The sequence below is a fragment of the Mariprofundus ferrinatatus genome, assembly GCF_002795825.1.
GTDB lineage: Bacteria > Pseudomonadota > Zetaproteobacteria > Mariprofundales > Mariprofundaceae > Mariprofundus > Mariprofundus ferrinatatus.
In genome coordinates this window covers 396,712-419,910 of record NZ_CP018800.1, presented here as the reverse complement: position 1 = coordinate 419,910, position 23,199 = coordinate 396,712, and the positions used below count along the sequence as shown (strand labels likewise).

21 protein-coding genes and 1 riboswitch are annotated in these 23,199 nt (G+C 55.1%); of the genes, 5 read left to right on the top strand and 16 right to left on the bottom strand.

Annotation, left to right across the window (positions count from 1 at the left end; all coding sequences use genetic code 11):
* Nucleotides 1-18: 18 nt before the first annotated feature.
* The 16 genes from Ga0123462_RS02055 to thrC all read right to left on the bottom strand — a co-directional run bounded on the left by Ga0123462_RS02055 (nt 19) and on the right by thrC (nt 19,276).
* Nucleotides 19-1,941 carry a putative bifunctional diguanylate cyclase/phosphodiesterase gene (locus Ga0123462_RS02055; RefSeq protein ID WP_100264770.1) on the bottom strand — a complete coding sequence of 641 codons (1,923 nt, stop codon included), beginning with the start codon at nt 1,939-1,941 and terminating at the stop codon, nt 19-21.
* A gap of 219 nt (nt 1,942-2,160) precedes the next feature.
* Nucleotides 2,161-4,080 carry a biosynthetic arginine decarboxylase gene (gene speA / locus Ga0123462_RS02050; RefSeq protein WP_100264769.1) on the bottom strand — a complete coding sequence of 640 codons (1,920 nt, stop codon included), beginning with the start codon at nt 4,078-4,080 and terminating at the stop codon, nt 2,161-2,163.
* Nucleotides 4,067-4,756 (bottom strand): tRNA (guanosine(37)-N1)-methyltransferase TrmD, encoded by a 690-nt coding sequence (trmD, locus tag Ga0123462_RS02045; protein WP_100264768.1) that lies wholly within the window; start codon nt 4,754-4,756, stop codon nt 4,067-4,069. Before trmD ends, speA begins: the two co-directional genes overlap by 14 nt.
* On the bottom strand, nt 4,735-5,286 hold the full coding sequence (gene rimM, locus Ga0123462_RS02040; protein WP_100264767.1) for a ribosome maturation factor RimM: 552 nt from the start codon (nt 5,284-5,286) through the stop codon (nt 4,735-4,737). The genes trmD and rimM overlap by 22 nt, the downstream gene beginning before the upstream one ends.
* Nucleotides 5,287-5,325: 39 nt before the next feature.
* Nucleotides 5,326-5,565: a 30S ribosomal protein S16 gene (gene rpsP, locus Ga0123462_RS02035; protein ID WP_100264766.1), complete on the bottom strand. Its 240-nt coding sequence runs from the start codon at nt 5,563-5,565 to the stop codon at nt 5,326-5,328.
* A gap of 167 nt (nt 5,566-5,732) precedes the next feature.
* Complete coding sequence (ffh, locus tag Ga0123462_RS02030; RefSeq protein ID WP_100264765.1) at nt 5,733-7,103, bottom strand: signal recognition particle protein; 1,371 nt, start codon at nt 7,101-7,103, stop codon at nt 5,733-5,735.
* 152 nt (nt 7,104-7,255) lie between these two features.
* Complete coding sequence (locus tag Ga0123462_RS02025; RefSeq protein ID WP_100264764.1) at nt 7,256-8,542, bottom strand: sulfate adenylyltransferase subunit 1; 1,287 nt, start codon at nt 8,540-8,542, stop codon at nt 7,256-7,258.
* 110 nt (nt 8,543-8,652) lie between these two features.
* A complete protein-coding gene (gene cysD, locus Ga0123462_RS02020; protein WP_100264763.1) occupies nt 8,653-9,573 on the bottom strand; it encodes a sulfate adenylyltransferase subunit CysD in 921 nt (306 codons plus the stop codon).
* Nucleotides 9,574-9,582: 9 nt separating this feature from the next.
* Nucleotides 9,583-10,305, bottom strand: a complete 723-nt coding sequence (locus Ga0123462_RS02015) for a phosphoadenylyl-sulfate reductase (RefSeq protein ID WP_100264762.1) — start codon at nt 10,303-10,305, stop codon at nt 9,583-9,585.
* Nucleotides 10,306-10,309: 4 nt separating this feature from the next.
* Complete coding sequence (locus tag Ga0123462_RS02010) at nt 10,310-12,931, bottom strand: DASS family sodium-coupled anion symporter (RefSeq protein ID WP_100266440.1); 2,622 nt, start codon at nt 12,929-12,931, stop codon at nt 10,310-10,312.
* Between the two features lie 29 nt (nt 12,932-12,960).
* Nucleotides 12,961-15,306, bottom strand: a complete 2,346-nt coding sequence (locus Ga0123462_RS02005) for a sulfurtransferase TusA family protein (RefSeq protein ID WP_100264761.1) — start codon at nt 15,304-15,306, stop codon at nt 12,961-12,963.
* A 180-nt stretch (nt 15,307-15,486) separates the two neighbouring features.
* Nucleotides 15,487-16,311, bottom strand: coding sequence for a molybdopterin-synthase adenylyltransferase MoeB (gene moeB, locus Ga0123462_RS02000; protein WP_100264760.1), 825 nt, complete (start codon nt 16,309-16,311; stop codon nt 15,487-15,489).
* A gap of 46 nt (nt 16,312-16,357) precedes the next feature.
* Nucleotides 16,358-17,290 carry a cysteine synthase A gene (gene cysK, locus Ga0123462_RS01995; RefSeq protein ID WP_100264759.1) on the bottom strand — a complete coding sequence of 311 codons (933 nt, stop codon included), beginning with the start codon at nt 17,288-17,290 and terminating at the stop codon, nt 16,358-16,360.
* A gap of 182 nt (nt 17,291-17,472) precedes the next feature.
* Entirely contained in the window at nt 17,473-17,712 is a 240-nt protein-coding gene (locus Ga0123462_RS01990) for an NIL domain-containing protein (RefSeq protein ID WP_100264758.1), read from the bottom strand.
* Nucleotides 17,712-17,990 carry a ubiquitin-like small modifier protein 1 gene (locus tag Ga0123462_RS01985; RefSeq protein WP_100264757.1) on the bottom strand — a complete coding sequence of 93 codons (279 nt, stop codon included), beginning with the start codon at nt 17,988-17,990 and terminating at the stop codon, nt 17,712-17,714. The genes Ga0123462_RS01990 and Ga0123462_RS01985 overlap by 1 nt, the downstream gene beginning before the upstream one ends.
* A gap of 35 nt (nt 17,991-18,025) precedes the next feature.
* Complete coding sequence (gene thrC / locus Ga0123462_RS01980) at nt 18,026-19,276, bottom strand: threonine synthase (protein WP_100266439.1); 1,251 nt, start codon at nt 19,274-19,276, stop codon at nt 18,026-18,028.
* Nucleotides 19,277-19,385: 109 nt separating this feature from the next.
* Nucleotides 19,386-19,520: riboswitch (SAM riboswitch) on the bottom strand.
* Nucleotides 19,521-19,825: 305 nt separating this feature from the next.
* On the opposite strand from thrC, the gene apbC reads away from it, so the two are divergent.
* The 5 genes from apbC to Ga0123462_RS01955 all read left to right on the top strand — a co-directional run bounded on the left by apbC (nt 19,826) and on the right by Ga0123462_RS01955 (nt 23,154).
* Nucleotides 19,826-20,899: an iron-sulfur cluster carrier protein ApbC gene (apbC, locus tag Ga0123462_RS01975; RefSeq protein ID WP_100264756.1), complete on the top strand. Its 1,074-nt coding sequence runs from the start codon at nt 19,826-19,828 to the stop codon at nt 20,897-20,899.
* 74 nt (nt 20,900-20,973) lie between these two features.
* A complete protein-coding gene (locus tag Ga0123462_RS01970; protein WP_100264755.1) occupies nt 20,974-21,462 on the top strand; it encodes a DsrE/DsrF/DrsH-like family protein in 489 nt (162 codons plus the stop codon).
* Nucleotides 21,463-21,615: 153 nt separating this feature from the next.
* Entirely contained in the window at nt 21,616-21,840 is a 225-nt protein-coding gene (locus Ga0123462_RS01965) for a sulfurtransferase TusA family protein (protein WP_100264754.1), read from the top strand.
* Nucleotides 21,841-21,963: 123 nt separating this feature from the next.
* Nucleotides 21,964-22,533: a methyltransferase domain-containing protein gene (locus Ga0123462_RS01960; protein ID WP_100264753.1), complete on the top strand. Its 570-nt coding sequence runs from the start codon at nt 21,964-21,966 to the stop codon at nt 22,531-22,533.
* A gap of 156 nt (nt 22,534-22,689) precedes the next feature.
* The gene (locus Ga0123462_RS01955) at nt 22,690-23,154 is read left to right on the top strand and encodes a response regulator (RefSeq protein ID WP_100264752.1); all 465 of its coding nucleotides are present in this window, start codon (nt 22,690-22,692) and stop codon (nt 23,152-23,154) included.
* Nucleotides 23,155-23,199 lie beyond the last annotated feature (45 nt).

The following is a 23,199-nucleotide window of genomic DNA, read 5'->3' as shown; positions in this document are numbered from 1 at the left end:
GTACAACCAGTAATTGTGTTATTGGCCGCCCGCTTCAGTCATCCTGTCGAATTGCGCAGCTCCCATCCAAGCACAGAAATGGTCGATGGGCATAGGCCTGGCGTAGTGAAAGCCCTGCACCCTGTGTACTCCGATCTCTTTGAGAATCTCACCGGTCACCCTGTCTTCCACGCCTTCAGCAAGCAGACTGAAGCCAAGGCTTTTCCCCAGTTCAACGATCGAATGGACAATCATCTGGTCCTGTTTGCTGTTGGCCATCGGAAAAATAAATGCCTGATCTATTTTCAACTCATCGACAGGCAGCGTTTTCAGATAACTCAGGGATGAGTAACCCGTTCCAAAATCATCGATGGCGACCTTCACACCCATTTTACGGAGTGTATTCAGGGCTTCGACAACCTGTTCCGATTTCTCCATAAACAGGCTCTCAGTTACCTCGACAGTGAGATAATCGCCGGAAAGATTATATCTCGAAAGCAATCTGGAGATGAGATCGATCAAGTCGGGCTCAACAAGGCATCGACAGGAGAGGTTAACCGAAACCCCGACGCGGCTGTTTTGCATCACCTGCCACTTGGCACACTGCTTGATTGCCCGCTTCAGCGCCCATCTGCTTAGCTTTGTAATCAGGCCGGTCTGTTCAGCCAGCGGTATGAATTCGCCCGGTGAAATAAAGCCTTCATCAGGATGCATCCAGCGCATCAATGCCTCGGCACTGACCACCTTTCCTGATTTCAGATCGATCTGCGGCTGATAATAGAGCTGCAGTTCATCCGCAGCCAATGCCCGCTTCAGGTCACGATAGAGCTCCAGATGCCTTAGATTAAAGGGGTTATGAGATGCATCATAAACCCTAACGCTGCTCTGCTCTTTCTTGGCCAGCCGCATCGCCGAATCGGCCGCTTGCAGCAACTCATTGGCGCTGCCTCCGTGCTCGGGGAAAATCGCGAAGCCGGTCTGGGCGCTGATTTCGAGTGACGTCTCTTCCACCTCAACCGGATGACTGAACACTTCCAGCATCCGCTTTGAAGCATGCTCGATCAGGTCAGTGCCAACAGTTGGCATGATCACAGCAAATTCATCGGCACCGATATGGGCCACCGTGTCCATGTCGCGCACTGCATCTTTTAATGAGCGTGCCACGTGCTTAAGCACGTCATCTCCAGCCTTGTGGCCCAGCACATTATTGATCTCGGTCAGGCGATCAATGTTAATCAGGGCCACAGCAACCGGAGTATTGCTGCGCCGAGCGCTGTACAGAATCTGTTCAAGACGATCGAGCATCAGCCCCCTGTTCGGAAGGCCGGTCAACTGCGAGTGCAACATCCTGTGTTTGAGTTCATCGAGATAGGCCTCTGCGGTCGCAGTCCTCTCTTTTAGCAGAGCTGTGAGCTTCTGCTCAAAATTGTTGCGCAGCATGTTAAAGATTGATGCAATCAGTGAATAAAATATAAATGAGGCAAAGAAGAAGCTCAGCCGGTCTTCCTGATACGGGAGCACAATTATTCCGTAGGCATGCAATCCGGCGCAGAGCAGCAGCGCGCCCCCGAATAAGCTGATCCACAACCATCCCCGGTTCTGCCCCATGATATAAAAAGCAACGAACGGGTAGACATAAACCCAGTAAACCCCGGTTTCAGCGATACCGCCATCAATGAACAGGGCACCGAAATTCAGTACGGCGCCAAACATCAGCAGATATTCGGCAAGAACGATATAGCGTTCGGAGGTTGAGAGAAGAATGCTCGGCAGCAGCAGCAGAAAGGTTGTCGAGATCAGAACGGATGCCAGCCAGTAGTGGACTGCAAAATAGTTCACGACAGTAAACAGGAGGCAGACCGGAATCGCAGCAAACAGCGCCAGACGGACGCCCTTGCGACGCTCTCCCCAATCGCGGGCTTCGGCCTCCGCCCTGAACAGCTCTTGCAGATCAGGAGACATCGCTGGTCAACAATCCTGTTTTGAGTTCCATCTCCACCCCATGCACTGCCGAATCCCCTGAAAACCGCCTCAAGTCCGTTCAGTATAGCACAAATACTGTATGGCGGAAATTCATCCGAACCCGGAAAACAACGCGGATATGGAATTCCGGCCTACATATTCAAAAGCGATTAAATCTCCCTTGCAGCAAAGGAGGTAACTTTTCGTATCGGGTGAATACTATTTTGTAGAAATGGAAGGCGGAAGCTGCTCTTCCAGGTAGGTATAACCGGCCAGCCCCTCTTTGTAGAAGCGCAGAAACACGCTCGACTCGGCAGCACTCAGGCGGCCTTCAGTCCGAGCCTGGGTAAGCTGGCGGCGCATACGATCGATCAGCACCTTCTCATTGAACTGAACGTAATCGAGCACCTCGGCCACGCTCTCGCCCTCGACAATCTGTTCCAGCTCATACTGGTCTCCGTCCATGCGAACATGCACCGCATGGGTGTCGCCGAACAGATTGTGCAGGTCACCGAGAATCTCCTGATAGGCACCGGTCAGAAATACGCCGATCAGGTAATCGTCGCCATTGTTCAGGGCGTGCAGAGGCAAGGTCTCGGCATGTCCACCCTCTAACGCGAAATTCTGGATCTTACCGTCAGAATCACAGGTGATATCAACCAGAATCCCTTGTTGTCCAGGCTTTTCGTTCAGACGGTGAATCGGCACCACCGGGAAAAGTTGATCGATAGCCCAGGAGTCAGGCAGTGACTGGAACAGTGAGAAGTTACAGAAGTAGCGATCAGCCATCTGGGTGCGGATACCCGGGATCAACTCAGCAACCTCATCCTCATCCAGCCTGTCGATGAGCACGGTAAGCATATGCCAGTAAAGTTCATCGGCCTGTGCTCTTTCTGCCAGCGAACAGTGCCCAAGCACGAAAAGACGATTCACATCCTCGCGTAGCGACACAACATCGTGCAGCGCCTCACGTGGTTCAATGCGCTCAAAGTCGACATAGGTGTTCCAGAGCTGGCGCAATTGCATCGGAGCCGCTTCATCAGGCTCTTCGGAAGGCGCCTGACTCGATCGTTTTGTCACACCAAGCACATCAATCACCATCACGGCATGATGGGCCACAAGAGCCCTTCCCGATTCGGAAATAATATTCGGATGCGGCAGCTCCTCATCGTCACAGACCGCCTTCAGCGACCAGACAATATCGTTGGCATACTCCTGCAGCGAATAGTCCACCGAGGTTTGTGTCCCCGAAATCGATCCATCGTAGTTGACACCGAGACCGCCGCCGACATCCATATATTCGATCGGAGCGCCAAGCTTGCGTAGCTCGACATAGAAGCGCGCCGCCTCCTGCATCGCCTGCTTGATGCGACGGATACGCGGAACCTGCGATCCGATATGAAAATGAAGTAACCTTAAGGCATCGAGCATGCCGGCCTCTTTCAGCTTATCGACAACCTCTACCAGCTCAGAGGCGGCCAGACCGAACTTGGACCGGTCTCCGCCGGAGTCCTCCCACTTGCCCTTACTGGTAGCGGCAAGCTTGCAGCGCAGCCCGATCAGCGGCTCTACCTGGAGTCGCTTTGAGGCTTCGAGAATCATATCCAGTTCATTGGACTTTTCGACCACGATAAATACGCGTTTGCCCATCTTGCGCCCGATCATGGCCAACTCAATAAACTCGCGGTCCTTGTAACCGTTACAGACGATCAATCCCTCAACATCCTCAAGCATGGCCAGCGTGGCGTGCAACTCAGGCTTGGAGCCTGCCTCAAGCCCCCAGTTGTACTCCTGCCCGAATTCGATGATCTCTTCTACCACCTGCCGCTGCTGGTTTACCTTGATCGGATAAACGCCGTAATAGCGCCCCTCGTAGCCCGACTCTTCGCGGGCGATCGAGAAGCGCTGGTGAATCTGTGCCATGCGCTGCTTAAGGATATCCGAGAATCTCAACAGCAATGGCGGGTAAAGGCCTCGCTCAGTCAACTCATCGCAGAGAAGTTTCAGGTCAACCTGATGCTCGCCATCGGGGATGGCCATCATATGGCCAGCTTCATTGATGCCGAAGAAACCGTTCCCCCACCCCTCTACCTGATAGAGTTCGCCAGCCTGTTCAGTGGACCACTTATTTTTCGTCATGATCGACCCTTGCTCCTCGGCGCTTACTTGTGCGCAATCGTGCCTGTTCATGACGCCACTTCTCGATGGCAGCATGATTTCCCGAAAGCAGAACTTCGGGCACCTTCTTTCCCTCAAACTCCTCAGGGCGAGTGTAGTGCGGCCAGTCGAGGATACCCTCTTCGCTGAAGGAGTCGAGCACGGCCGACTCGGGCGAACCAAGCACCTCGGGCAGCAGACGGATCACCGCATCCAGGACACACATCGCGGCGGGCTCGCCGCCGGATAGAACGTAGTCACCGAGTGAGATCTCCTCATCGACGTAATCGCAGATTCTTTCGTCAAAGCCCTCGTAGCGCCCGCATAGCAGTGTGATACCCGGCTTGCCGGTAAATTCGAGCGCCTTGGCCTGGGTAAACCGACTGCCGGAGGGGGTCAGCATCACCACATGCGTATCGGGATGCAGTTCTCTGGCCCTGCGAATGGCGGCCACCACGGGTTCCGGTTTCATCAGCATGCCAGGGCCGCCACCGTAGGGGGTATCATCCACCCGATTGTGTTTGTCGGTTGCAAAGTCGCGGATCTGAATGGCATCGACCCTGACGATGCCCGCCTCAATCGCCCGCTTTGGAATTGAACAGGAGAGCGGGGATTCAAAGAATTCAGGGAAGAGGGTCAGGATCTGGGCGTGAAACATGCATCCATCCCATCCGGCAGGTCGACCGCGATGATGCCCTCTTCGAGATCAACCTCGACAATGACCTCTTCGATAAACGGGATCAGCCACTCTCCCTGTGATTCGGCATCATCCGGGGCTTTTACCACCAGATTATCCTGAGCACCGTAATCCTCAAGGGCCACCACCGTGCCGAGCAGCTCATCGCTCTCATCGAGGATCACCTCGCAGCCGATCAGCTCCTCCCAGAGGTACTCACCCTCATCAACCTCCACCTCGGAGAGAGGCACCCAGATCTTCTGCCCCTTCAGTTTTTCAGCACTGTTGCAATCAGCGATGCCCTCCAGATCGGCCAACATCCGTTTGCCGTGCTGCCAGCAACGCTTGACCTGATAAGGCTTTGCAAGCTCGCCGCTTTCTCCGACCCACCAACAAGAATACCCGGCGACCGCCGAAGCGGGCCGGGTATGCGAATAGAGTGTCAACGTGCCCTTGAGACCATGTGTCCCAAGAATATCGCCGACATGCAGATACGATGGTTCAAGCGCCATCAAACAAAGCCCTCAGTCAGGCTTCGTTGATCGAATCAATTAAGCGGACGCTTTGACGATCAGGCTGGCGACGCGGTCGGAAACCTGCGCACCCTGATCGGTCCATGCTTTTACACGCTCCAGATCAAGCTCGATCACTTCAGGATCGGTGCAAGGATCGAAGTAGCCAAGCTTCTCGATGAATGCACCATCGCGACGCTTACGCTCGTCCATTACAACTACAGAATAGAATGGGCGCTTTTTGCGGCCACCACGGCTCAGACGAATAACAGTTGCCATTTTATATACAAACCTCCGAAAAACAGGCGGCGCACTATAGAGAGGTAACGCGTAAGGAGCAAGGAGTTAGGTGCACCACTCTCCCAAACCGCCGATTTTATTTGCAGCCTCGAATTCATGAGGCATCTCCTCACTGCGAAGAGATGCATGTGAATCGAAGTTCGTCTTCACATCCTCGGCATGCCCGGAGGCATACCCCCTCCACCCATGCCACCGAACTTACCCATCATCTGGGCCAGCATTCGACGACCCTTGCCGCCCTTCATCTTCTTCATCATGCGCTGCATCTGTGCAAACTGCTTGAGCATACGGTTCAATTCGGGGACGGAAGTACCGGATCCCATGGCAACGCGGCGTTTTCGGCTGCCATTCATCAGCTTGGGATACTTGCGCTCTTTCGGCGTCATAGAGTAGACCATCGCCTGCATCCGCTTGATCGGCTTATCATCAATCTGGTCGAGAGCATCCTGTGGCAGCTTCATGCCCGGCATCATTTTCAGCATGCTCGCCATGCCGCCCATGTTCTGCATCTGCCCCAGCTGTTCAGCAAAATCGCCAAGGTCGAACTGCCCCTTCTTGAGCCTGTCGGCAGCCTTCTGTGCCTGCTCCTCATCCACACCCGCCTGTATCTTCTCAACCAGGCCAACCACATCGCCCTGACCGAGGATTCGGCCCGCCATGCGCTGTGGATCGAACAGCTCGAAAGCATCAATCTTCTCGCCGGTACCGACATATCGAACCGGAACACCGGTACTGTGGGCCACAGACAGTGCCGCACCACCACGCACATCCGCATCGGTCTTGGTAAGAATACAGCCGGACATATTGACTGCCGAATGGAACTGTTCAGCAATCTGGAGCGCTGTCTGGCCGGTCATGGCATCGAGCACAAGCAGGCGTTCGGTGGCGCCGACAGCACCCGCAACCTCCCTGATTTCAGCCATCAACTCGTCATCAACGACCTGTCGACCTGCGGTATCAAGGATCAGAACATGATGGCCGTCGCGACCTGCCTGTTTGACTGCAGATTTCGCCATGGCAGCTGCACTGGCGCCATCACCGGCGATATAGGGCACATCCACCTGACCGGCCAGCACCTGCAGCTGTTCGCGTGCAGCAGGGCGGGTGGCATCGACAGAGGTCAGGGCCACCTTTTTGCCCTGGCCGATCAGCAGTCGGGCAAGCTTGCCTGCTGTGGTTGTTTTACCTGCACCCTGCAGGCCGCAAAGCAGAATCACTGAAGGAATCTTGGACAGGTTGAGGTCACGACGCTGGCCACCGAGGAGGTCGGCAAGTGCATCGTTAAGAATCTTAATGATCACCTGGCCCGGCTGCAGGCTCTTTGCCACCTCCGCACCGAGGGCACGTTCACGCACCTCGCTCATCAGGTGGCGCACTACCGGCAGTGCTACATCAGCTTCGAGCAGCGCCATACGCATCTCGCGTAGCGTGGCATCAAGATCGGCTTCCGATACGCGTGCAGAGCCGCGCAATTTATTGGCAATATTACCAAGCTTCTCACTTAAACTATTGAACATGAACCTCTCCTGCTAACCCGTTGCGATCCTCGCCAGCGGGCCGGCCATTCTGTGACACTACACGACAGGGTCAATGCCTGTTTCTCTGTCGCAAATAGAAAGAGGGGGCATATGCCCCCTCTTTTTATCTTTATCTGCAATCCGGACCGTTTCTAAACGATCATACCTGCACCGACGGTGTTGTTGGTAAAGGTGTCGATCAGAATGAAGCTGCCGGTGGCGCGGTTTTCCGCATAGGTGTCGTAATGTAAAGGCTTCAAGAGCTTGAAGGAAATTCGGCCGATCTCGTTCATGGCCAGTTCGGCAGCATCCTCTTCATGCTCCAGTGTATGGATGTCGGTTTTGAAATCGATCTGCGTCACCATCGCCTTGACGGTATTGGTATTGTGCTTGAGCAGGTACTTCTTACGTTCACTCAGCGGCTCATTACCGATCCAGCAGACGTTGGCGCGCAGCTCTTTCGAGTCCTTCGCCTTCTCACCCACATGGGTGAGCATATCACCGCGAGACACGTCGATCTCATCGTTCAGTGTCAGTGTCACACTCTGCGGCGCAAATGCCTCTTCAAGATTGCCGTCGAATGTCACGATCTCTTTAACGGTCGAGGTGTTGCCACTGGGCACAGCAACGACCTCGTCGCCCACGCGAACGGTGCCGGATACGATTGTACCCATGAAACCACGATAGTCGGGTAGATCGGCGGTCTGGGGACGGTTTACAAGCTGCACAGGGAACCGGAATGGTTTCTGGTCCACCGCATCAAGCACGGAAAGATTTTCCAGTGTCTCAAGCAGCGTCTCACCCTCATACCACCCCATATTGTCACCGCGCACGGCCACCATATCGCCATCGAGCGCAGACATCGGCAGGCAGATCAGGTCCTTGATCCCCTGCTTGGCACAATAGGCACTCATATCTTCCCGGATTTTCTCGAAAGTCGCCTGATCAAAACCGACCAGATCCATTTTATTGACTGCAACAATCAGGTGGGGAATCCCGAGCAGACCGAGAATATGGGTGTGGCGTTTGGTCTGCGGCATCACGCCATTTCGCGCATCGATCAGAATGATCGCAGCACTGGCAGTGGAAGCACCGGTCACCATATTACGGGTGTACTGCTCATGCCCCGGACAATCGGCCATGATAAACTTGCGTTTCGGCGTGGCAAAATAACGGTATGCAACATCAATGGTAATGCCCTGCTCCCGTTCGGCAGAAAGGCCGTCGGTCAGCATCGCCAGATCAATCTCGGACGCAGAAGCGATATGCTGCTCCTGTCCCTTTTTCTTGCGCACGGCCAGCAACTGGTCCTCGAATGCGCCTTTGGTATCGACCAGCAGGCGGCCGATCAGTGTCGATTTGCCATCGTCCACACTGCCTACTGTCACCAGCCGGAGCAGCTCGATCTCCTTGGTCATCTTAATATTCAGTTCAGTCATCTTTCTAACCCCGTAAAACCTTTCGCGAACCCTCTAAATAAGAGCCCGGCCTACCCTGAAAGGGTGGCGAATCAGCAAAAGGGTTTCATGCCCTTTTGCGTATGAATCTATCAGAAGTAACCCTCTTTCTTTTTATCTTCCATGCTGTTGGATCCGTGATCGATAATGCGCGTCTCACGCTCCGAGCGCCGGGCTGCTGCTGCCTCGATCACAATCTCGTCCATATTCGATGCATCCGAGCGCACTGCACCTGTACACGGGGAACATCCCAGCGTACGGAAGCGGCTCATCACCAGCTTCGGCTCTTCACCCTCAAGCAGTTGATCCTTCATCTCTTCGTAATAGGGGATCAGCATCTCTTTGCGCTCAACCATCAGGCGCTCTTTGGCAAAGTAGAGCGGCACAATCGGAATCTTCTCCTCACGGATATAGAGCCAGACATCCATCTCGGTCCAGTTGGAGATCGGAAAGACGCGAACCGACTCACCTTCGTGAATACGGCCGTTGTAGATATTCCACAATTCAGGGCGCTGGTTCTTCGGATCCCACTGTCCGAATTCGTCGCGCATCGAGAATACGCGCTCCTTTGCGCGTGAACGCTCCTCATCGCGGCGTGCACCGCCGAAAGCAGCGTCATATTCACCCTCTTCCAGGGCTTCAAGAAGACCCTGCGTCTTCAATGCGCCACAGCAGCGGGCCACGCCGTGATCCTTTGGATTCATACCCCTAGCGATCGCCTCTTCATTGCGGCGTACGATCAGGTCCGCGCCAACCTCTTTACAGTAGTTATCGCGGAATTCGTACATCTCCTTGAACTTGAAGCCGGTATCGACATGCAAAAGCGGAAACGGAAGCGGCGCAGGATAGAATGCCTTGCGCGCCAGATGCAGCAACACACTCGAATCCTTGCCGACCGAGTAGAGCATCACCGGATTGCGGAATTCTGCCACCACCTCACGGATAATGTGGATCGATTCCGCTTCCAGCGCTTTAAGCTGTGTCAGCTTATGTTCTGATACCTTTCCAGACATTTCGTTCTCCTAAATCCCTTCACCATCTTCAATTTCGCCAACAACCTGTTTGATGCTCATCACATGCAGACCGCACTCTGCCGCAACCTCATCATTTTCCCACCACCAGCGGCCGGCGCGCTCATCTTCACCCACGGTAATCGCTCGCGTGCAACATTCGCAACCGATGGATTGGTAGTGGGCATCATGAAGCCTGTTGTAGGGAACATCATTCTCTTTCACATAGCTCCATACATCATCAAGGCTCCACTCCAGTAGTGGATTATACTTTTTCAGTCCATATACAGAATCAGTTTCAACAGACTGCAGATCAGCGCGTCCTTTCGATTGCTGCCTGCGCCTGCCGGTAACCCACGCCTCTTTGCCCTCAAGTGCACGCATCAGCGGCCGCACCTTGCGTACTTCACAGCACTGCTTGCGCAACTCTACGGATTTCCTGAATAAATTCACGCCATATTCACGCACCATCGCTTCAACTTCATGGCAGTCAGGGAACAGCACCTGAATGCGGATGCCGTAACGCGCTTCGAAAGCAGTGATCACATCATAGGTCGCCTGCGGCAGCCTGCCGGTATCGAGTGTCATGACAGGAATGTTCAAGCCATGTTTACTGATCATGTCCACCAGCACCGACCCTTCAAGTCCCATAGAGCATGGATAGACCAGTGCATCGCCATGGACCTGTTTGGCCTGCTTAAGGAGGCTTACAGCCGGTTCAACCAAAGCATTCATATAGTTACCCAATCCTTCCGAGTGCCGGCCACAATATCGACACTGTCATCAAAAATAGTACAAACGAAGCAAGTGAGAGAAGTGCGCCGTAGCGAAGCATGTGTGATGCGCGCACAAAGCCAGTCCCAAAAATCATGGCATTCGGCGGTGTGCCCATCGGCAGCATAAAGGCAAACCCGGATACAATACCCACCGTCAGTGCCACCGTAACCGGATCGACACCTGCTGCTGCCGCGATCGGTATGGCTACCGGAAGCACGATCGCAACCGCGGCAGCGTTGCTCACACCTTCAGTAAAGAGAAGCGTAATCAGGGCAAGCAGTGCCAGCATGGCTAACCCTGTCAGGCTATCCGGAAAGATGGCATAAGCGAGCCATACACCGGCACCCGTCACGGTCAACGCCTTGCCGATCGCAATAGCACCGCCATACATCAGCACTACACCCCAGTTCACGTGCTGCTCCACTGACCGCCAGCTCACCAGCCGAAGTGCAAACATGCAGACCACACTGATCAGCGCGATGCCGGCCAGGCCGCTGGCATGGCCTGCCACAACCCATCCGGCGACAGTTGCTACCAGAAGCAGCGCCATCGCCTTTGACTTCAGATTCAGATCACCGAGCTCAAGTCTGCGCAGTGAGATGCGCTCGCGTGCAGATGAGATATCAAGTCCGCCCATCGGCGTGATCCGGCACAGAACCACTGCCGCCACAGCCAATACTGAGAGTGCAATCGGGGCGGCTGCAAGCGTCCAGTCTAGAAATGAGAAACTGCTTCCAGTCAGCTCTTCGCTCAACGCCATTGCCAGAGGGCCTCGCGCACCGCCAAGCAGCGTCACTACGCCGCCCGTCACTGCCCCCCACGCCAGTGCAAAGAAGATGGACTGAGCATATCGGTTTCCAGCTTTCAGTCCGAGGCTGCGTACAATCTCCCATGCAATGGGGAGAAAAAGTGCCGCCACCGCATGTTCGGGCATCACACAGGCCATCAAGGCCGGCAGCAGCAGCATCGCAAGCAGTAGCCTGCGTGGACTGGTGCCCACCTTGTCAATCGTAAGCAGCGCGAGTCGTTCGGAGAGACCGCTCTTCATCGCACCTGCGGCAAGCATGAAAGCCCCGAGAATAAAGAATACGGCAGGGTTGCCGAACAGCGCAAAGACCTCGTTCGCGGGCATTACGCCAAGCAGAGGCAATAGCGCCAGCCCCAATATCGAGGTCGCAGCAAGTGGTAGTAGCTGCGTTACCCACAACACTAGGCAGAGCGAAAACACAATCAATGAAACCCAGCCACTCTCACTCAGTCCATCCGGCGCATGCATGGTTCCGGCTGCAACGGCCAGAACAGCAATCGCCATCAATGCCGCAAAAGGCAGCACCTCGCCCGCCAGTAGCAGGTGAATCGGTCGGCGGTCCAGTGCTCCTCCCTCTTCACCATTGCCGGCCCGAAGGTGTCGCCTTAAACCATCAATCCAGCTGTCCCAGCGTCGGCCAATCGATGAGACCACCCATCGTTCAGCCAGCGCAGGTTCCCCGCCATCGAGAACCCGACTCTCCATCGGTGTCAGAACACGCCCCATATGACGCAGGCGATGGGTTGGAAAGGCTGCACTTTCCAGCGCAGCGTAGAGGTAGAGAAAGAGCTCTTCCAACCCTTCCAGTGTCGGCAGTGCATGCTTCTCCAGCGGTGTGCCAGGCAGTGGCCGGAAAGGCTGCAACAGCGGCACAACGCCGTGGGCAATCAGGGCATCAATACCTCTCTTGCTCGATTCGAGCTCCTCCAGCCCGACAATCAGGTTACTTACCACGGCACCAGAACGGAACACCTGACGGGCATGATCCAGCGCCTTCCAGATAGCAGCCTGACCGCCCGCATGCTCTTTGCCGGGGCATATTTCGGCAAATCGATCCCTATCGTGCAGCTCGAGGTTGCAGACAAAGACATCGAGACCGGCAGAATAGAGTGCATCAATCACTCGGGTATCTCTCGGGGCAACGGTTTCAATGGCTATCTGGCGATGGCCGACATGACGTCTGAGCAGCGCTATCACCGGCACGAGGCGATTCAGTCCCGCATCATCACCCGGCGCAAATCCGTTGTAGAGGTAGATGGTATCAATTTCGCGCTCCGCGAGTGCAGCCCGAACCACCTCCACCAGCTCGAGCGGATCGCGCAGCGGCGGCTCTTTCTCATTAAGCATCGAATCGTACTGACAGTAGTGACACGCCTCGCCCTTCTCGGCAAAGAAACCGCATCCCATCAGAGGGTTGAGCATCAGCAGGTTCTCGTGCAGAGATGAGAAGCTACCCATACGAGCACCGGAACGGGTTTTGTTGCGGTAGTATGCTGGCGCCGGAAGCAGCTGCACCTCCAGCGACTCATCGCCCCACTGCAGACTAGCCGAACCTTCGTCACCCTCCTGAATCAACTGGATAGGACTCTTCTGGGTATAGGGCTGCCCTACCGGTACGGTGGCAAAATGGCCACTGGGTAATCTGATATCCACAATCGATTCGGTCGCGTTGGCCTGTGCAACCCAGTGCGACGCATTGGAAAGACCTTCCGGCAATGCCACACCATGGTTCACCAGTGCCAGCTTACAGCGGCCCGGGTTCTCGAATGGATTCATCGTTTCCACTGTTCCAGCATCGTCAATATTCAGATCTGTCCGCTCTTCTCGACGCGGATTTTCCACTGGCTGTCGGAGATCTTCTCTTTGGCGAGCACCTTCTGCCCCTGCTCCTCAAGTGAAAGCGGAACATTCTCAATCGGCGCCCCGTCATCAAGGATGACATCAAGCTGTGAACCTTCAGCCATCATAGAGAGCTTGATCTTTGTTTTCACAAAATTCATCGGACAGGCAACGCCGGAAAGGTCGAGCAACACCACATCTTCTGAGGGCCCAGTGGCAGCTACTTCCGCAGCATCTTCAACACGCTCTTGCGGCACTGCAGCAAAGCGTTTGGCTGCCAGCTTCACCCATGCGCCCTGAACCTCTTTCAACTTTGTTACTCCGGCACCCGGATCAGCAAGGTCGATACTCATCAGTGCATTCTGCACGGCATGGAAACCGCCGATCACCTCGACATCGACAACTGCATGCTGGGCCAGTAACCCAAACACCTCTGCATCATCCTCAGGCGCCTCACCGTAAGGAACCAGATAAGCGCGCGCAGCCGAGATGGCCGAACGCCGCAGCGCCGTCAGCGCCTCTCCCCAGAACATCGCATCGGCATGGGCACGCGCAATCAACAGTTCGTACTCGGCCTCAGAGATCAGGGCGTCAGACATCGAGAGAACCGCACCAGCGCACTCGCCCTTCTTGTTGCCCTTGGTATTGAACGCCTCGTTTTCGCTCCAGTCGTAGATCAGCCCCTCCACCTCACCGGCATCTGCGGCAAACGGTGCCAGGATTGCTGAAATACCCTCTTTACCGATTCGTGATGCCCAGTCATGCATCGACTCATCACCCGTTCGGCCAGTCTTGTAAGCATTAAGCACGGCAATGCCCGCTTCCGGAGCATGTTTTGCCGGCACGGGGTCGGTGGCAAATGCCAGGGGTGATCCGGCAACGCCGCTTCCACCGACATGCAGCTGATAGTGCGGCACAGCCTGACCGGCCACCTTCTTGGCCATGCCGTGAAACCCGAGATCGGCAATGTGGTGGCGACCGCAGGAGTGCTGGCAACCGGATGCTTTCACGGTGATGCCGGCCAGTGTGCCGTCTTTTTTCAGGTCACTCATCAGAGGCTGCAGCGCTGCGGCAAGCCCCCGGCTCGAAGTAATACCCAGGCGACAGGTTTCCGTGCCCGGGCAGGCAACAACATCGGATATGCCGCGGGCATACTCGCTGGAGAGCCCTGCACCGGTAAGAACCGCCAATGCCGCATCAACTTTATCGCCATCGACATCGCAGATTACCATTCCCTGCTCGGTGGTAACACGCAGCTCATCGGTGCCGGCTGCACGGGCAGCACTGGCTACGGCCCGGCACTGTTCAGGCGTCAGGTCACCGCGGAAAAGGTTAAGCAGAATCGCTTTCTTGCCATTGTGCTGATCCACGACGCCGGAATCAGAAAACGGAAGTGCCGCCGAAGGTGAGCGCCAGTTTGCTTCACTGTAACCGGAATCATCGGCATGGGTTTTCTCGATAATAGCACGCTGCTTTTTATACTCTTCGATAAAGCCCTCTGCCCCGAGCTTCTGTGCCACATACTTCATACGGGCGCGGGCACGACGTTTGCGATCGGAGTATTTGAAGTGGATGCGCATCAAGGCTTCACCAACCACGAACAACTCAGACTCTTCGATAAACTCTTCCAGCAGCAGCGCACCCATCGGCTGCGATGAGAGGCCACCGGCAGCCCATACCTGAAAGCCGGGCTTGCCATCTTTATGGGTAGCGATAAAACCGATATCGTGCATGCCCGAGAGGCCGCAATCGGTGGCGCATCCGGAGAAGGTCACCTTGAACTTGCGCGGAAACTGCTGCCCGAGCGGATGGCGCAGGAAGAATTCGGCAAACTTGCGCGCATGGATGGTGACATCGGCATGCTCTGCAGGACAACGTCCCGCCAGGAAGCAGGTGGTAACATTACGAACGGTATTGCCGCACGCTTCGCGTGTGGTAAGGCCTGCGGCATCAAGCTTGCGAAGAAATGCCGGCACATCATCAAGCGACACGAAATTAGCCTGAATGTCCTGGCGCGTGGTTACATGCGCCACCTTCTCAGGCGGCTCGGTGACGGTTCCGTCGGTAGGCAGGCGCCCGGCATAAAGCTCAACACACTCTGCGATGACGTCCATCTGATCAGGGGTGACACAGCCACCCGGCAGCTTGGCGCGCACCATCTGCACACCCTCCTGCCGCTGACCATATACGCCCATCTGCAGACGGAATGGCGTGAAGCGCTCCTCGGACATGCGCCCCTCTTTAAAGGCGCGATAACCTGCGTCGAACTCATCGACATCGCTGGTGCGTGCAAAATCAAATTCTGTTGCCATATTCAAACCCCATACGCTTAAGCAGGGGGGCAAACCGGAACTATCCGCTTCACCCCTGCTGTTACTGTGACGACAGCTGTCGCCGGTGAGATATCGAACCTCCGGTCTGTTATTCGATTCTTCGCATCCCCCCAGATGTTCCGAATCGACCAGAGGCCCGTTTCTCCCCTTCTCTAATGTTCAGCTATGTCCCATCTGCAGCGCACAGGACTGCTCATAGGTCACCAGCTCGGTAATGCTCGGATTCTCACTGCAGAGCGGGCAAGCCGGATCCTTACGCAGCTTCAGCTTCTTCCACTCCATCCGGAGCGCATCGAAGGTCATCAGTTTACCTGCCAGAGAATCGCCGATTCCAAGCAGCTCCTTAACCGCTTCAACCGCCTGGATGGTACCGACCGCTCCGGCCAGCGCCCCCAGAATGCCCGCCTCGGAACAGGAGGGCACAAGGCCTGCTGGTGGCGGCTCAGGGTAGAGACAGCGGTAGCACGGTGCATCTTTCTGGCTGGTCGGTTTGAAAGTCGCCACCTGGCCGTCAAAGCGGAACATGGCGCCGGAGATCAGTGTCTTCTTCTCAAAGAAGCACGCGTCATTGACCAGGAAACGGGTCGGGAAATTATCACAACCGTCGATGACCAGATCGTAGTCGCGGATAATTTCACGGATATTGTCCTCGGTGACAAAGTAGTTGTAGGTATTGACCTTCACATCCGGATTGAGCGCCTGCATCGTTTCGCGCGCACTCTCCACCTTCGGCATGCCGACACGATCTTCGTTATGAATAATCTGGCGCTGCAGGTTGGATGAGTCCACCACGTCGGCATCGGCAATGCCGATAGTTCCAACGCCGGCTGCTGCCAGATAGTAGGCGACAGGTGAGCCCAGACCACCGGCACCGATCATGAACACCTTGGATTCGAGCAACTTGCTCTGACCCTCGGCGCCGACCTCCGGCAAAATAATGTGGCGCGAATAGCGCTCGATCTGTTTCTCTGTAAAATCGATCACGTGTTTCTCCAAAATCTTCCGCTGCAACAACCGCGGTTATCAATAATTAAACTTCGATTCCTTTAAAAAGGTCGGTGGACATATAGCGCTCTGCCATCGAAGGGATGATCACGACGATGCGCTTACCCTTCATCTCAGGACGACTTGCCACGCGAACCGCCGCAGTCACGGCGGCACCCGATGAGATACCTCCCGGAATCCCCTCCTCATTGGAGAGGCGGCGTGCCATTTCGAAGGCTTCGTCGTTGGTGACCTTTTCAACGCCGTCGAGAATATCCACGTTCAGGTTCTTCGGAATAAACCCCGCACCGATACCCTGAATCTTGTGCGGGCCGGGAGCCTCACCTGAGATGACCGGAGAATCGGCAGGCTCAACAGCAAACGCCTTGAATGCAGGATTACGCTGCTTGAGTACCTCAGCAACACCTGTGATCGTGCCGCCGGTGCCTACCCCTGCAACGATCGCATCAACCTTCCCGTCACAATCAGACCAGATCTCCTGAGCCGTTGTTTGGCGGTGAACTTCGGGATTGGCCGGGTTCTCAAACTGCTGCGGCATGAATGCACCCTCAGTGCTGTGGGTGATCTCCTCAGCCCTGGCAATCGCACCCTTCATGCCCTTCTCGGCAGGCGTGAGCACCAGCTCTGCACCAAGCAGCTTCAGCAGCTTGCGGCGCTCCAGGCTCATTGACTCCGGCATCGTGAGAATACAGCGATAACCCTTGGCGCGAGCCACGAAGGCGAGTGCAATACCGGTATTACCACTGGTCGGCTCGACAATCAAACCGCCCGGTTTCAGTCGCCCATCGGCCTCGGCCGCCTCGATCATCGCCTTGCCGATCCGGTCTTTTACCGAATTCAGCGGATTGAAAAACTCCAGCTTGGCGACGATTTCAGCACCACAATCCGCACCGATCCGGTTCAGACGAACCAGCGGGGTATTACCGATCGCTTCTGCAGCATTGTTATAAATTGCCATATCAAACTCCTTTACTCACCACAAAGAACATAAAACATCATCTGTATACGTGCGCATATGACGCGAGCCGCGGACGGGGAGACACAACATGTTGCTTACCCCTTATTTTGCAAGCAGGTGGAAACCACTGCTCTCTTCCTATGCCCAAGCAAAATACCTGGACGTTATTTCGCATCAACCAATCACCCTTCAATGATATTCTGTTCAATCGGCTCAACGTGAACGCCCTGCTCGCCAAGCCATTTCACAGCAGCATCAATCACATCGTCATCGCCATCCAGCTCAAGGCCGACAAGGCCCATGTGATCCTTCACCTCGGCAGTGCGAATATTGGTGATCAGGTCGAACTCTCTGCCCAGCTTCCATATAATCGGTTCGCGAACGGTCTCCGCGTTAAAAGTCAGATAAACGCGGAATTTCATCAGCAGCCGCCAGCAATCGCAGGAACGATAGAGACCTCATCTCCATCTTTCAGCGCGGTACCGCGGCCATCAAGAAAGCGAACATCTTCGTCGTTCACGTAGACGTTCACGAAACGACGGATTTCGCCGGCATCGTCGCAGAGACGCTCTTTCAGGCCCGGATGTGCCGCTTCAAGGTTTTCAATGACATCGCCAACATTTGCACCATCCACGGATACTTCATCGGCTCCGCCGGTCAGCTTACGCAGCGGGGTTGGAATACGTACGGTTACACTCATTTCATCTCTCCTGTTACTAAATAAATCTAAACTTTTTATGCGCCGGCAACGCCGTCTGCATCGGCCAGAACGTCGAACTCTTTCAGACTGGCATTGATAATACGCGGTTTGGTAATTGCATCCACCACCGCTTCCTGAGTCTTCAGGCCGTTTCCGGTAATGCAGAGTACAATCGACTCGTCACGTGGCAACTTGCCGGACTCAATCATCTTCTTGGCGCAACCCAATGTCACGCCGCCTGCGGTCTCAGCAAAAATACCCTCGGTCTCGGCCAGCAGCTTCATGGCAGCGATCACCTCCTCATCGGAGATGTCCTCTGCCCAGCCACCGGACTCATTGATCACGCGGTTGGCATAATAACCGTCGGCAGGGTTACCGATTGCCAGAGACTTGGCGATGGTATCTGCATGCACAGGATGAATCATGTCGGTGCCATCCTTGACAGACTTGGCAATCGGCGAACAGCCGGTCGCCTGCGCGCCGTAAACAGCAGTACCGTTATCTTCGATCAGGCCGAGCTTGATGAACTCCTTGATCGCCTTGTCCACCTTGGTGCAGAGGGATCCTGACGCCATCGGCACAACCACATGCTTCGGCGCCTTCCAGCCCAGCTGCTCCATCATTTCATAGGCGAGCGACTTGGAGCCTTCGGCATAGAAGGGGCGCACATTCACATTTACGAAGGCCCAGCCGTATTTGCCGGCCACTTCGGAGCAGAGACGGTTTACATCGTCGTACTTGCCTTTGATGCCAATGATATTGGTGCCGAAAATGCCCGCACCGAGCACCTTGCCCTGCTCGAGATCGTGAGGGATAAAGACATAAGACTCCAAACCTGCCGCCGCAGCATTGGCAGCAACTGATCCGGCCAGATTGCCGGTAGAGGCACATGCCACGGTTTTGAAGCCGAACTCGACCGCCTTGGAGAGCGCCACGGATACTACGCGGTCCTTGAAGGAGAGGGTCGGATAACAGACGGAATCGTTCTTGATATAGAGCTCCTTGACGCCAAGAGCCTTCTCAAGGTTTCTGGCGCGTACCAGCGGGGTGAAGCCGTTCTGGGCACCCACGGTTGGCTCGCCATCGATCGGCAGCAGCTCTTTATAACGCCACATGGTCTGCGGACGCGACTCGATCAGCTCGCGGGTGAATTTACCCTCCAGCTTGTGGTAGTCGTAGGCCACTTCCAGCGGCCCGAAGCAGAACTCACATACATGCGTCGGCTCAATCGGATATTCCTGGCCACATTCACGACACTTCAGCGCACGAACGATACTTTCACTCATTGATAGATACTCCGTTTTTTCGGCCATATCCAGAAACAAAAAAACCTCCGCGATAATTGCGAAGGTTGTCTATAGATGGAACTCCAAGGTGTTCCAAACGAACAACCCGCCATCATCGCTCCCTCGGTAATAAATTACTTCGGGCAGGCATTGGCACCATTCTCCTCGGATTCTCTTGCGATCATCTTTGGCCGGTTGCCGCAGTTTCTCAGGGCCTGTAACCCTCCACTGCTCTGGATAAAGCCGGATCAAAATATGTAGTGGCGGCGAATTATCGTGACGATTTTGAAAAAGGCAAGCACTCTTGTTGCATGCCCTGTTTGACACATACCCGCAAAATGGTTAGGTGTTTGGTTGTAATTCCCCTCTTGAACCGCGTCTTTCCCCTCCCTTTACAAGGACGCGGCAGCACCCCGTCAGGCAATGCCTGGCGGGGTGCTAATCTTTTCCGTTTTGGCATTACCCCCACAAGCAGTGCCCTTGACACTTTCGGGCAAGCTTCACACAGTGCCACCCCCTCAAAAAAGATGACCCCAACTGGAGGCCGACGTGGTAACTGAAGCTGAAATTCTCAAAGCACTCTCGGTGATTATCGATCCCGATTTTAACAAGGACATCGTAAGCCTCGGTTTTGTCAAAAACATCGCCATCAATAGTGGCGAAGTTGCCTTCACGGTGGAGCTGACCACACCGGCCTGCCCGGTTAAAGAGGAGTTCCGGCGCCAGGCCGAAGTTGCGGTATCCTCCCTGCCCGGTGTTGAGAAGGTTTCTGTCACCATGAGTGCGAAGACCACCCAGGGTCAGGCCAAGGAACATCTGCCTGGTGTGGCCAATATCGTTGCTGTTGCCTCCGGAAAAGGTGGCGTCGGTAAATCGACCACGGCGGTCAACCTTGCTGTTGCCATGGCGCAGACCGGCGCTCGCGTCGGCCTGCTCGATGCCGACATCTACGGCCCCTCCATCCCGCGCATGATGGGGCTGGCCGGATACAAGCCTCAAATCGATTACGACACCAAAACGATCCACCCGCTGGAGAACTACGGTGTAAAAACCATCTCAATCGGCTACATGATCGAGGACAATCAGGCGATGCTCTGGCGCGGCCCGATGGTGGCCGGCGCACTCTCCCAGCTGCTTACCGATGTGGCCTGGGGCGAGCTCGACTACCTCTTTGTCGACATGCCTCCGGGAACCGGTGATGCACAGCTTACCCTGACCCAGAAGGTGCCGGTGACAGGTGCGGTGCTGGTCACCACACCACAGGACATTGCCCTGCTCGACTGCCGAAAAGGCATTGAGATGTTCCGCAAGGCACGCGTTCCAGCGCTCGGCATTGTCGAAAACATGAGCCAGTTCATCTGCCCCAACTGCGGGCATGCCAGTGCAATCTTTGCCGAAGGCGGGGCTGAGCGGCTGAGCCAGGAGTTCAAAACCGAGGTGCTGGCGCATATTCCGCTCGACATCAAAATCCGCGAAAAGGCGGACGAGGGCACACCGATCGTGGCAGCCTTTCCCGACTCCGAACAGGCAAAACACTACACCGCGCTGGCCGGCGAGGTGGCCCGCAGGGTCAGCATCCAGAACAGCCGCAAGATCGATATTCCGGTCATGGTTCAGGGATAGTCGGCTGACCGGTTTGCCCTTTTCCCGCCAGCGACTAGATTCTGGCGTCCGATTCCATGCATGGAGGTATGGTTATGGACCTGCCCGTTGATAAGAAAAAGATATCGATCGTCTGCTTCTCCGGCGATTTCGACAAGATCGTTGCCGCCTTCACGATCGCTACAGGTGCCGCCGCGACCAACCGCGAAGTAACCATGTTCTTCACCTTCTGGGGACTCAATGCCCTGAAGAGGAACAAGGGTCGTGCCGCAACCGGCAAAAGCATTATGGCGAAAGCCTTCAACTTCCTGATGGGTGGCCTGAACAACCTTCCGCTTTCGCGTCTTAACTTCGGCGGCATCAGCCCCAAGCTGATGACCGGCATGATGAAGAAACACAACGTTGCCACCCTGCCTGAGCTGGTCGAGGCGGCACATCTGCTTGGCGTACGCATCGTCGCATGCGAAATGGCGATGCATATTCTCGAGATCGAGAAGAGCGAGATGATTGAGGAGGTGAAGGATGTGGCCGGCGTTGCGACCTTCCTCAACGAATCGGAAAATTCGCATATCATCTTTATTTGATTTGTTTGACCCGAACACCGGCCTCCATGCCGCTGTTCTCTGGCGCGATGGCAAAAACGTCATTTCGCCATCGCTCACAAGATGAGGAGCTGAGCCCCTCATCCTGGCGGCCCGTCCATGGACCGTGTTGACACGAACGAGGTATAGAAAAACATGAAACATTTTCTCGATATTACCCGCGAGACCTGCCCGATGACCTTTGTGAAGGTGAAGCTGAAGCTGGCCCAGATCAACAAGGGCGAACAGCTGGAAGTGCTGCTTAACGAGGGCGAACCGCTGGAGAATGTTCCCCGCTCATGCGAAGAGCAGGGTTTCAAGGTACTATCCAACGAGCCGACCGATGAGGAAGGCAAGCATATGCTGGTGATCGAGAAGTAATTTGATAACCATGGAACTCTTCTGCTCCGGCTCAAGCGGCCTGCATTCAAGACAGGGGGAGCGCAGTTTGTTCCTTACAAATAAGCGGCGCTTAGCGCGGCATGAAGGCTGTTGGAGCAGGGTATGAGTAATCGTGCGTTCTGGGAAGGCAAATACCACAACAACGAAACCGGCTGGGATCGCGGCAATGCCAGCCCTGCCCTTCTCGACTGGCTCAAAGAGCTGGAGCCTTGCCGCATCCTCGTGCCCGGCTGCGGCCGAGGCCATGAGGTGATCGAGCTTGCCCGTCGCGGTTTTGACGTTACCGCTGTCGATATCGCCACCCCTGCCATTGATCACATGCAGGCGATGCTGGAAAAGGAGAGGCTGACTGCCACCCTGATCCACGGCGATCTCTTTGAACTCATTCTTGAACCGTTCGATGCGATCTACGAGCAGACCTGCCTCTGTGCCCTGCAACCGGAACAGTGGCCTGCTTATGAGCAGTGGCTTTATACCCACCTGAAACCGGGCGGCCAACTCCTGGCCCTCTTCATGCAGACCGGCGCCGAAGGCGGTCCGCCGTTCCACTGCGATGTGAGCGACATGAGCTACCTGTTTAGCGACAGCCGCTGGCAGTGGCCGGACAATGGCAACGAAGTCCCCCACCCTTCCGGCCGCTTTGAACTTGCCCATCTTCTGATCCGTATCTGAAAGCAGCTGCTTTCATCAACTTTCAATACTCACCGTCAACAGCATTGAAGGGCTGCCTGCGACGGCAATCTCAACTGGCAGCAACACCTTCTGATATCATATTCCTGACTAAACAGTGAGGTTGCTCTGTCAAAAGTGATTTATGAGTATCCGCGGATGTTTCATATTGTTGATGACCAACCATACCTGGGTGAAATCCTCGCTGAAATAATCGAATCATTCGGCTATTCTGCAAGGGCTTTTGCATGCCCGCAGGCATATGTCGACCATGTGCAGTCCGAAGCGTTTCAAATGCCATTGGGTACAATTACCGATATTGATATGCCTATCATGAATGGTTACGAAATGATGGAAAAGGTTCACCACTTTAAGCCAGAGATGAAGTTTATTGTTGCTACTGGTGAATCTGCTATCCGGCATGAATATCAATCAAAAGCATGCATGTATCTGACCAAGCCTTATTGTCCGGAGTCCATCAAAAAAATACTTAACAACCTATCAAAATGTGTGCAATTCGGGGCTTCCAAAGATATTGGCTGTGCTCACTGCGACGACAGAAATTCCTTTGGCCTAAAAAGCTGGTCCTGCCCTCATCCGGATACCAATCCGTCAACCTTTTAAGCTGCAGGCGCTGATTGTTCTGCCATATCGATTCAATCGAAAAAA

Coding starts and splice junctions, on each gene's coding strand:
- Ga0123462_RS02055 (WP_100264770.1), bottom strand. CDS start 1,941: ATGTCTCCTGATCTGCAAGAGCTGTTCAGGGCGGAGGCCGAAGCCCGC.
- speA (WP_100264769.1), bottom strand. CDS start 4,080: ATGACGAAAAATAAGTGGTCCACTGAACAGGCTGGCGAACTCTATCAG.
- trmD (WP_100264768.1), bottom strand. CDS start 4,756: ATGTTTCACGCCCAGATCCTGACCCTCTTCCCTGAATTCTTTGAATCC.
- rimM (WP_100264767.1), bottom strand. CDS start 5,286: ATGGCGCTTGAACCATCGTATCTGCATGTCGGCGATATTCTTGGGACA.
- rpsP (WP_100264766.1), bottom strand. CDS start 5,565: ATGGCAACTGTTATTCGTCTGAGCCGTGGTGGCCGCAAAAAGCGCCCA.
- ffh (WP_100264765.1), bottom strand. CDS start 7,103: ATGTTCAATAGTTTAAGTGAGAAGCTTGGTAATATTGCCAATAAATTG.
- Ga0123462_RS02025 (WP_100264764.1), bottom strand. CDS start 8,542: ATGACTGAACTGAATATTAAGATGACCAAGGAGATCGAGCTGCTCCGG.
- cysD (WP_100264763.1), bottom strand. CDS start 9,573: ATGTCTGGAAAGGTATCAGAACATAAGCTGACACAGCTTAAAGCGCTG.
- Ga0123462_RS02015 (WP_100264762.1), bottom strand. CDS start 10,305: ATGAATGCTTTGGTTGAACCGGCTGTAAGCCTCCTTAAGCAGGCCAAA.
- Ga0123462_RS02010 (WP_100266440.1), bottom strand. CDS start 12,931: ATGAATCCATTCGAGAACCCGGGCCGCTGTAAGCTGGCACTGGTGAAC.
- Ga0123462_RS02005 (WP_100264761.1), bottom strand. CDS start 15,306: ATGGCAACAGAATTTGATTTTGCACGCACCAGCGATGTCGATGAGTTC.
- cysK (WP_100264759.1), bottom strand. CDS start 17,290: ATGGCAATTTATAACAATGCTGCAGAAGCGATCGGTAATACCCCGCTG.
- Ga0123462_RS01990 (WP_100264758.1), bottom strand. CDS start 17,712: ATGAAATTCCGCGTTTATCTGACTTTTAACGCGGAGACCGTTCGCGAA.
- Ga0123462_RS01985 (WP_100264757.1), bottom strand. CDS start 17,990: ATGAGTGTAACCGTACGTATTCCAACCCCGCTGCGTAAGCTGACCGGC.
- thrC (WP_100266439.1), bottom strand. CDS start 19,276: ATGAGTGAAAGTATCGTTCGTGCGCTGAAGTGTCGTGAATGTGGCCAG.
- Ga0123462_RS01970 (WP_100264755.1), top strand. CDS start 20,974: ATGGACCTGCCCGTTGATAAGAAAAAGATATCGATCGTCTGCTTCTCC.
- Ga0123462_RS01965 (WP_100264754.1), top strand. CDS start 21,616: ATGAAACATTTTCTCGATATTACCCGCGAGACCTGCCCGATGACCTTT.
- Ga0123462_RS01960 (WP_100264753.1), top strand. CDS start 21,964: ATGAGTAATCGTGCGTTCTGGGAAGGCAAATACCACAACAACGAAACC.
- Ga0123462_RS01955 (WP_100264752.1), top strand. CDS start 22,690: ATGTTTCATATTGTTGATGACCAACCATACCTGGGTGAAATCCTCGCT.